9 protein-coding genes, 1 pseudogene and 1 riboswitch are annotated in these 6974 nt (G+C 65.5%); of the genes and pseudogenes, 3 read left to right on the top strand and 7 right to left on the bottom strand.

Going from position 1 to position 6974, the window contains the following annotated elements:
- Positions 1-113 precede the first annotated feature (113 nt).
- The 6 genes from ACIQ3B_RS17645 to ACIQ3B_RS17620 all read right to left on the bottom strand — a co-directional run bounded on the left by ACIQ3B_RS17645 (position 114) and on the right by ACIQ3B_RS17620 (position 3546).
- Positions 114-404, bottom strand: coding sequence for a DUF1330 domain-containing protein (locus ACIQ3B_RS17645; protein WP_397404905.1), 291 nt, complete (start codon positions 402-404; stop codon positions 114-116).
- Positions 401-826 (bottom strand): PaaI family thioesterase, encoded by a 426-nt coding sequence (locus tag ACIQ3B_RS17640; protein WP_397404903.1) that lies wholly within the window; start codon positions 824-826, stop codon positions 401-403. Before ACIQ3B_RS17640 ends, ACIQ3B_RS17645 begins: the two co-directional genes overlap by 4 nt.
- On the bottom strand, positions 826-1329 hold the full coding sequence (locus ACIQ3B_RS17635) for a 6,7-dimethyl-8-ribityllumazine synthase (protein ID WP_397404901.1): 504 nt from the start codon (positions 1327-1329) through the stop codon (positions 826-828). The genes ACIQ3B_RS17640 and ACIQ3B_RS17635 overlap by 1 nt, the downstream gene beginning before the upstream one ends.
- Positions 1330-1416: 87 nt before the next feature.
- Positions 1417-1570, bottom strand: a riboswitch (FMN riboswitch).
- Positions 1571-1682: 112 nt separating this feature from the next.
- Positions 1683-2126: a flagellar basal body protein gene (locus ACIQ3B_RS17630; RefSeq protein WP_397404899.1), complete on the bottom strand. Its 444-nt coding sequence runs from the start codon at positions 2124-2126 to the stop codon at positions 1683-1685.
- Positions 2126-2440, bottom strand: a complete 315-nt coding sequence (locus ACIQ3B_RS17625) for a rod-binding protein (protein WP_397404897.1) — start codon at positions 2438-2440, stop codon at positions 2126-2128. The genes ACIQ3B_RS17630 and ACIQ3B_RS17625 overlap by 1 nt, the downstream gene beginning before the upstream one ends.
- Positions 2440-3546 (bottom strand): flagellar basal body P-ring protein FlgI, encoded by a 1107-nt coding sequence (locus tag ACIQ3B_RS17620; RefSeq protein WP_397404895.1) that lies wholly within the window; start codon positions 3544-3546, stop codon positions 2440-2442. The genes ACIQ3B_RS17625 and ACIQ3B_RS17620 overlap by 1 nt, the downstream gene beginning before the upstream one ends.
- A gap of 193 nt (positions 3547-3739) precedes the next feature.
- On the opposite strand from ACIQ3B_RS17620, the gene ACIQ3B_RS17615 reads away from it, so the two are divergent.
- From ACIQ3B_RS17615 to ACIQ3B_RS17605, 3 genes are all read left to right on the top strand, one after another.
- Positions 3740-4174, top strand: a complete 435-nt coding sequence (locus ACIQ3B_RS17615; RefSeq protein ID WP_397404893.1) for a flagellar assembly protein FliX — start codon at positions 3740-3742, stop codon at positions 4172-4174.
- Between the two features lie 93 nt (positions 4175-4267).
- On the top strand, positions 4268-4696 hold the full coding sequence (gene dksA, locus ACIQ3B_RS17610; protein ID WP_397404891.1) for an RNA polymerase-binding protein DksA: 429 nt from the start codon (positions 4268-4270) through the stop codon (positions 4694-4696).
- Between the two features lie 108 nt (positions 4697-4804).
- Complete coding sequence (locus ACIQ3B_RS17605) at positions 4805-6850, top strand: NAD(+) synthase (protein ID WP_397404889.1); 2046 nt, start codon at positions 4805-4807, stop codon at positions 6848-6850.
- A 13-nt stretch (positions 6851-6863) separates the two neighbouring features.
- Here ACIQ3B_RS17605 and ACIQ3B_RS17600 read toward each other — a convergent pair.
- A pseudogene (locus tag ACIQ3B_RS17600) lies at positions 6864-6974 on the bottom strand (IS5/IS1182 family transposase); the annotation flags it as partial.

The raw sequence follows: 6974 nt of genomic DNA, 5'->3' as shown, positions 1-6974 counted from the left end.
CGGCGCATCTGCGCCTGCGACAACCAGATCAAATCACTCATGACGACGCCTCCATGCGCCGCCAGTGAATCAGACCAACCCCGCCTTGGGAATCATTTCAATGGGTCCTGAGCCTAGCCGAACCCTTGAGCCATAACGATGGTGGCGTCAGAGGCGGCCAGCCGGTGCTTGGCGATCTCCTGATACTCCGGCGATGTCATCCAGCCTTTTGCGGCCTCGGCGCTTTCGAACGCCAGGACCACCAGCCGACCGACGCCCCAAGAGCCCTCGAGGGGCGTCGGGGCATCGGAGACCACAGCGATCTTGCCCCCATGCGCCTGCAGGATCGGCATGAACCCGGCCTCGTACAGACGGTAGCGATCAAGATCATGGATCGTGATGTTGCCAACGATGTAGTGGGTCATGCCGCCGCCTTTCGAACCGTACTGAACACCGCATTGGCCCGCGCGCAGGGCTGGCCGTCGGCGGTGACGAAGGCCTGGGTGAAGCATAGCCGACTGCCCGGCTTCACAAAGACGGTATCGAACTCCAGCCACTGACCGATGTTGGCGACACCGAGGAAGTCCACGGTCAGGCTCGCGGTCAGCAGCCGGGTGTCGCCGCCGAGGATCCGCGAGCATGACAGGCCCATGGCGTTGTCGGCGAGGGCGCTGATCAGGCCACCGTGGACGAAACCGCGGCTGTTGGTGTGGGTCGGACCGGCGCGCAGAGCCAGCAAGACCCGGTCTTCCGCGAGCCGGCGATAGATCGGCTCCCAAGGCTCGGTCAGCGGGCTCTTGCGGTCGTGGGGTTCGAAGCCCTGGGGAATGTCCAGAACCGTCTCCATCACGCCGTCCCCGCCAGCTTCGCCAGGCTTTCCAGCGTGCCCTTGCAGGCGCGCGCGGCCTCGGCGCCCTTCAACCGGAAATGACTGTGGAAGAAGCCCTGGTGGACGTCATGCTCATGGAAGTGATGCGGCGTAAGCACCACCGAGAACACCGGCGTCTCGGTCGAGAGTTGCACCTGCATCAGGGCGCGGATGACGGTCTCGGCCACAAACTCGTGGCGATAGATGCCGCCGTCCACGACGAACCCTGCGGCCACGATGGCGGCGTAGCGCCCGGTTCGGGCCAGCGTCTGGGCGTGCAGCGGGATCTCGAAGGCGCCCGGCGTTTCAAAGCGCTCTACGGCCTCGGGCGGAAAGCCCAGGGCGGCCATCTCCTCGGCGAAGCCGGCGTAGGCCTCGCGGACGATGTCCTCGTGCCAGAGGGAATGCACGAAGGCGATCCGCGTGGCGCGGAAGGCGCCTGTGGCGGTGGGATATTCTTGCAGAACAGCAGTTTGGGTCATGGTCTTCTCCCTGACCGGGTTCAAAGGACCACGCACCAGGGGCAGGCCGCACCCCGCGCAGACGGTTACCCGCCCCGTACAGGGTTCGACCGTTCTCATAACCGGACTCTAACCGTCGGCCCCGGGATCACACCGGGTCTGCTCGTCCTTGCCGGCCGAAACCGGAAAGCGCCCGCGGGCTCGTCCCACCGAAGTGGGCATTACCGCCGGTGGGGAGTTTCACCCCGCCCTGAGAACGTAGGCCGCCGGTAGGTCCGACGGCGAGGGCAGGATAGGCAGATCGAAGCGGGCAAACAAGTGTTTGAATCGGCCGGTGAGCTCGCTCGCCAGGCCGAACTCCGGCCGCGCAGGGATCAGGCGCGTTTGTTCAGCGTGATTGCGGTGGCTGACGAGCCGTCCGTCTGGAGGCCGCCGGCGCCGTAGACCGAGGTCTGGCTGCGCTGGGCGGCGACTTCCTCGGCGATGCACTTGACCAGCCCTTCGGTGACGGTCCTGGCAGCTTCCAGGGCGCGACCCTGGCGGGCGAGTACGGCGTCGAAGGCTTCGGTTGCCCGGACCAGCTTGGCGCGCGCCGGCGCCGGCGCATCCTCCACAAGGCTGATGTCCGCCCGGACGCGGGTGGACTCGTGGCGGTAGAGGTTGGCCAGCCGCGAGATCTCGTCGAGGAGTGCGGCGGCGTCCTTCGGGCGCCTCTGTTCGAACGCCAGGGCCTGCTGGGCGGTCAACTCCGTCAGCCGCTCCGTCAGGATGGTCAGTTGTTCGACGCGGTCTGCGGCGTCATTTGCGGCCAGAGCCATCAGGTCAGCCCCTGAAGTTTGAGGATCTCGCGCTGAACGGTGTCGGCGAGGCCGATCCCGCCGGCCTTGGTCATTTCCTTGGCCATGGAGTCGGTAAGGAGGGAGCGGAACATTTCCTCGCCGTGGCCGCCGCCGAACGGGCCATCGGTGTCGATCCCCTGGAACATCTGGCCCAGCATCTGGGCGAGAAACTGGCTCTCGAACTTCTGGGCGGCGTCCCTGGCCTTGCCGCGCACCAGGTCGGCAGTTGTGGTCTGCGGCGTCTGGGTCAGCAGGTTGGGCGACATCGTCGCCGCGGAGAGGGCTCCTATCATCACATCACCTCGATTTCGGCCTGGAGCGCGCCTGCCGCCTTGATGGTTTGCAGGATGGAGATCATGTCCCGGGGCGTGACGCCCAGGGCGTTCAGACCGGCGATCAGGGTTGAGAGCGAGGCTCCGGACCCGACGGTCAGGAACTGCTTGCCCTTCTCCTCCTCGACGGAGAGATCGGTCTGCGGCACCACCGCGGTCTGCCCGGCTCTGGCGAACGGGCCAGGCTGACTGACGGCGGGCTGCTCGCGCACCGTGATGGTCAGGTTGCCCTGCTGGATGGCGACCGTGGAGACGCGCACCGCGTCGCCCATCACGATCACGCCGGCGACCTCGTCGATCACCACCTTGGCGGCCGAGTCGGGTTCGACAGAGAGGTTTTCCACCTGCGCCAGGAAGGCCACCATGTTCTGGCCGGCCGGGGGGCGGATCGCCACGATCGTCGGATTTTCGGCGGCGGCCGTGCCCGGGTAGCTCGCGTTGATCACGTCGGCGATGCGGCGCGCGGTGGTGAAGTCCGGATTGCGCAGGGTCAGACGCATCTGGTCCATGGCGGCCAGCTGGAAGCCCACTTCGCGCTCGACACTGGCGCCGCCGGCGATGCGCCCCGCTGTGGGAACCCCCTTGAGCACCACCGAGCCCGAAGCGCCGCCGGCGCTGACCGAGCCCGTCTGGACCGTACCCTGGGCCACCGCATAGGCCTGGCCATCGGCGCCCAGCAGGGGCGTGACCAGCAGCGTGCCGCCGAGCAGGCTCTTGGCGTCGCCCAGTGCGGAGACCGAGGCGTCTATCTGCGAGCCGGGCGCGGCGAACGGCGGAAGTTTTGCAGTGACCATCACGGCGGCCACGTTCTTGGTGTTGAGGTTGGCGTCGCGGACATTGACGCCCAGCCGCTCGAGCATGGCCTCGAGGCTCTGCTTGGTGAAGGGGGCGTTGCGCAGGGCGTCGCCGGTGCCGTTCAGGCCGACAACGATGCCGTAGCCGACCAGCTGGTTCTCGCGGACGCCCTCGAATTCGACGATGTCCTTGATACGCGATTTGGCGATCGCCGGGCCCGCCAGAAGGCTTGCGGCGATGCAGAGACTGCCGAGAAGGCGGGTCAGACGCATGGGATCCCTTGAGCGCGTATGTTCAGTCTTGCGCTACGCGAGAACCGTGCCAGTTGAAAAAACTAATGAAAACAAGGCTTGAGGTGGTTTTGCGGTCAGGCAGCCCTAGGCAGAAACTGCCGCAGATTAACCATGCTGCAAGTTTGGCCGATGCATGATTGAAGCTGAGCCAACAGGGTCAGGCGTTGAGTCTATGAAGGTCACCGGCACAAGCGGCGTTACACAGACGTCAGGCGCCAAGTCCGCGCGCCCCGCTGGCGGCGGGGAAGGGTTCCGTGTTGCGGGTCCTGCAGGGGCGCAGGCGCCTGCCCAGGTCTCATCGGCGTCGGGGGTTGGCGGCGTGCTGGGCGTCGAAGCCTTGCTGGCGATGCAGGATATCGAGACAAGCACCGAGCGCCGGCGGCGGTCTGTCCGTCGCGCCGGTCGCCTGCTGGACGAACTCGACGAGATCAAGATCGCCCTGCTGGGCGGCGAGCTTGGAACCGCGCAACTGGAGCGTCTTGGCCGAGCGATCCGTGAGCAGCGGAGCGGGACGGAGGATCCGAAACTCGAGACGCTGCTGGATGAAATCGAAACCCGTGCTGCGGTCGAACTGGCGAAGCTGGAAATGTCGAGGTCCAACGCCTGAACCGCCATACTGCTCAGGCGGCGTTGTATCCCGCGTTTCTTTTGCTATACAGCCGCCGCGTGTCGCAGGATTCCCAAGGGCGTGAGGTTTTCCATGACAACGGCCACCCTAAAGGCTGAGTTTCCCGGCTACCGTCCCACTGACGAAGAGCCGTTCATGAACGAGCAGCAGCTGGGGTACTTCAAGCAGAAGCTCAACCTGTGGCGGGAAGACATTCTGCGCGAGTCGCGTGAGACCCTTTCCCACCTTCAGAAAGAAACCGAAAACCACCCCGACATCGCTGATCGTGCATCCTCTGAAACGGATCGGGCGCTGGAACTCCGCACCCGTGACCGGCAGCGCAAGTTGATCTCCAAGATCGACGAGGCCATCCGCCGCATCGACGACGGCTCCTACGGGTACTGCGAAGAAACGGGCGAACCGATCGGCCTGGCCCGGCTGGAAGCGCGCCCGATCGCAACGCTGAGCCTCGAGGCCCAGGAGCGCCATGAGCGCCGAGAGCGCGTCCATCGCGACGACTGACCGTCCGGGGCCGGTCGCACAACCCTCAGATTTCGCGTAGTTTTGCCCTAACGAAACGTTCAGACTATATATGCTCAAATTGAGCATTACTCCGGACCGGAGCTGACGGTGACCCAGGCCTTTCATTCGATCCATACGCAAGGCTTTGTGCGGGCTGCGGTCTGCACGCCCGCGGTGATCCCGGGCGACCCCGGTTTCAACACGGCCGAGACCCTGCGACTGGTGCGGGAGGGGGATGCGGCCGGGTGCGACCTGATGTTGTTCCCCGAACTGGGGATCTCCGCCTACGCCATCGACGACCTGTTTCTGCAGGATGCGATGTTGCGGCGGGTGGAAGCCGAGATCGGGGCGCTTGTGGCCGCCAGCGCCGCCCTGAAACCCGTGCTGATCGTGGGCGCGCCGCTGGCCCACAATAGCCGGCTCTACAATTGCGCAGTCGCCATTTCGCGGGGCCGCATCCTGGGTGTGGTTCCGAAAAGTTTCCTGCCCAACTATCGGGAATACTACGAGAAACGCTGGTTCGCGCCGGGCGCAGGCGTCACCGGTCTTGAGATGACCCTGGCGGGTCAGCGCGTGCCGTTCGGGACTGATCTGGTCTTCGCCGCAGATGATCTGGCCGATTTCGTGTTCCATCTGGAAATCTGCGAGGACTTCTGGGCGCCTCAGCCACCCTCGACCGCCGGCGCGATGGCCGGCGCCCTGATCCTCTGCAATCTCTCGGCTTCCAACATCGTGGTGGGCAAGGCCGACGACAGGGAATTGCTCTGCGCCTCACAGTCCACCCGCTGCATGGCGGCCTATCTCTATTCAGCGGCAGGGCCGGGCGAGAGCACCACAGACCTGGCTTGGGATGGTCAGGCCTCGATCCACGAACTGGGCCGCCGGATTGCGCTGACCGAGCGGTTTCCGACCACGTCGCAGGTCGCGATGGCCGATATCGATGTGGAACGCCTGAGGCTGGAACGGATGCGCACGCCGACCTTCAATGACGCGGCTGCGGCCGCCGGGCATCCTGAACGTACGTTCCGACGCATCGGCTTCGCCCACCAGCCGACATTCGAGGACATCGGCCTGATCCGCCCGCTCGACCGGTTCCCCTTCGTGCCGGACGATCCGGCCCGGCTGGACAAGGACTGCTACGAGGCCTTCAACATCCAGGTCCAGGGCCTGACCAAGCGGATCCAGGCGACCAGGTCGAAGCATCTGGTGATCGGCGTCTCCGGCGGCCTGGATTCCACCCACGCCCTGATCGTGGCCGCCAAGGCCTTCGACGCCGTGGGTCTACCGCGCGAAAACATCCTGGCCTTCACCCTGCCGGGCTTCGCCACCAGCGAGGGGACCAAGGCCAATGCGTGGGCGCTGATGCGCGGCCTGGGCGTCACCGGGCAGGAGATCGACATCCGGCCGACCGCGCGGCTGATGCTGCAGGAGATCGGCCACCCGTTCGCTGACGGCGAGCCGGTCTACGACATCACTTTCGAGAACGTGCAGGCGGGGCTGCGCACCGACTATCTGTTCCGGCTGGCCAATCAGCGGAACGGCTTTGTGCTGGGCACCGGCGACCTGTCGGAACTGGCCCTGGGCTGGTGCACCTACGGCGTGGGCGATCAGATGAGCCACTACAACGTCAACGGCGGCGTGGCGAAGACCCTGATCCAGCACCTGATCCGCTGGGTGGTGAAGACCGGGACCTTCGACGAGGGCCCGAATGCAACCCTGCTGTCGATCCTGGGCACAGAGATCTCGCCGGAACTGGTGCCGGCTGACGCCACCGGCGCGATCCAGAGCACCCAGGCCAAGGTGGGGCCTTACGAACTCCAGGACTTCAACCTGTTCCATATCACCCGCTTCGGCCTGCGCCCCTCCAAGGTGGCGTTTCTGGCCTGGCACGCCTGGCATGATGTGGCGAAGGGCCAGTGGCCCGAGAACTTCCCGGACGACACCCGCAACGCCTACGATCTGGCGACCATCAAGAAGTGGCTGGGGGTCTTCCTGTTCCGGTTCTTCGAGATCAGCCAGTTCAAGCGCTCGGCCATGCCCAACGGGCCCAAGGTGATCTCCGGCGGCGCCCTGTCTCCGCGGGGGGATTGGCGCGCGCCGAGCGACGGGGTCGCGAAGGTGTGGCTGGACGAACTGGAAGCGAATGTGCCGTAGGTTCAGTGGACACTTATCGTAGCCATAGAGCGATGGCGGCGATGGTGACGACGGCGAGGTAGTTCCTGGCGGTCTTCTCGAAGCGTGTAGCGACACGTCGGTACTGCTTGAGCTTTGAGAAGCA

It is taken from the genome of Phenylobacterium sp. (genome assembly GCF_044358365.1).
In the GTDB taxonomy this organism is placed as follows: domain Bacteria; phylum Pseudomonadota; class Alphaproteobacteria; order Caulobacterales; family Caulobacteraceae; genus Phenylobacterium.
This window is presented reverse-complemented; position numbering and strand designations above follow the sequence as displayed.

Bases quoted from the DNA above. Each gene is read 5' to 3' on its own strand.
- ACIQ3B_RS17645 (WP_397404905.1), bottom strand. From the start codon at position 404: ATGACCCACTACATCGTTGGCAACATCACGATCCATGATCTTGATCGC.
- ACIQ3B_RS17640 (WP_397404903.1), bottom strand. From the start codon at position 826: ATGGAGACGGTTCTGGACATTCCCCAGGGCTTCGAACCCCACGACCGC.
- ACIQ3B_RS17635 (WP_397404901.1), bottom strand. From the start codon at position 1,329: ATGACCCAAACTGCTGTTCTGCAAGAATATCCCACCGCCACAGGCGCC.
- ACIQ3B_RS17630 (WP_397404899.1), bottom strand. From the start codon at position 2,126: ATGGCTCTGGCCGCAAATGACGCCGCAGACCGCGTCGAACAACTGACC.
- ACIQ3B_RS17625 (WP_397404897.1), bottom strand. From the start codon at position 2,440: ATGATAGGAGCCCTCTCCGCGGCGACGATGTCGCCCAACCTGCTGACC.
- ACIQ3B_RS17620 (WP_397404895.1), bottom strand. From the start codon at position 3,546: ATGCGTCTGACCCGCCTTCTCGGCAGTCTCTGCATCGCCGCAAGCCTT.
- ACIQ3B_RS17615 (WP_397404893.1), top strand. From the start codon at position 3,740: ATGAAGGTCACCGGCACAAGCGGCGTTACACAGACGTCAGGCGCCAAG.
- dksA (WP_397404891.1), top strand. From the start codon at position 4,268: ATGACAACGGCCACCCTAAAGGCTGAGTTTCCCGGCTACCGTCCCACT.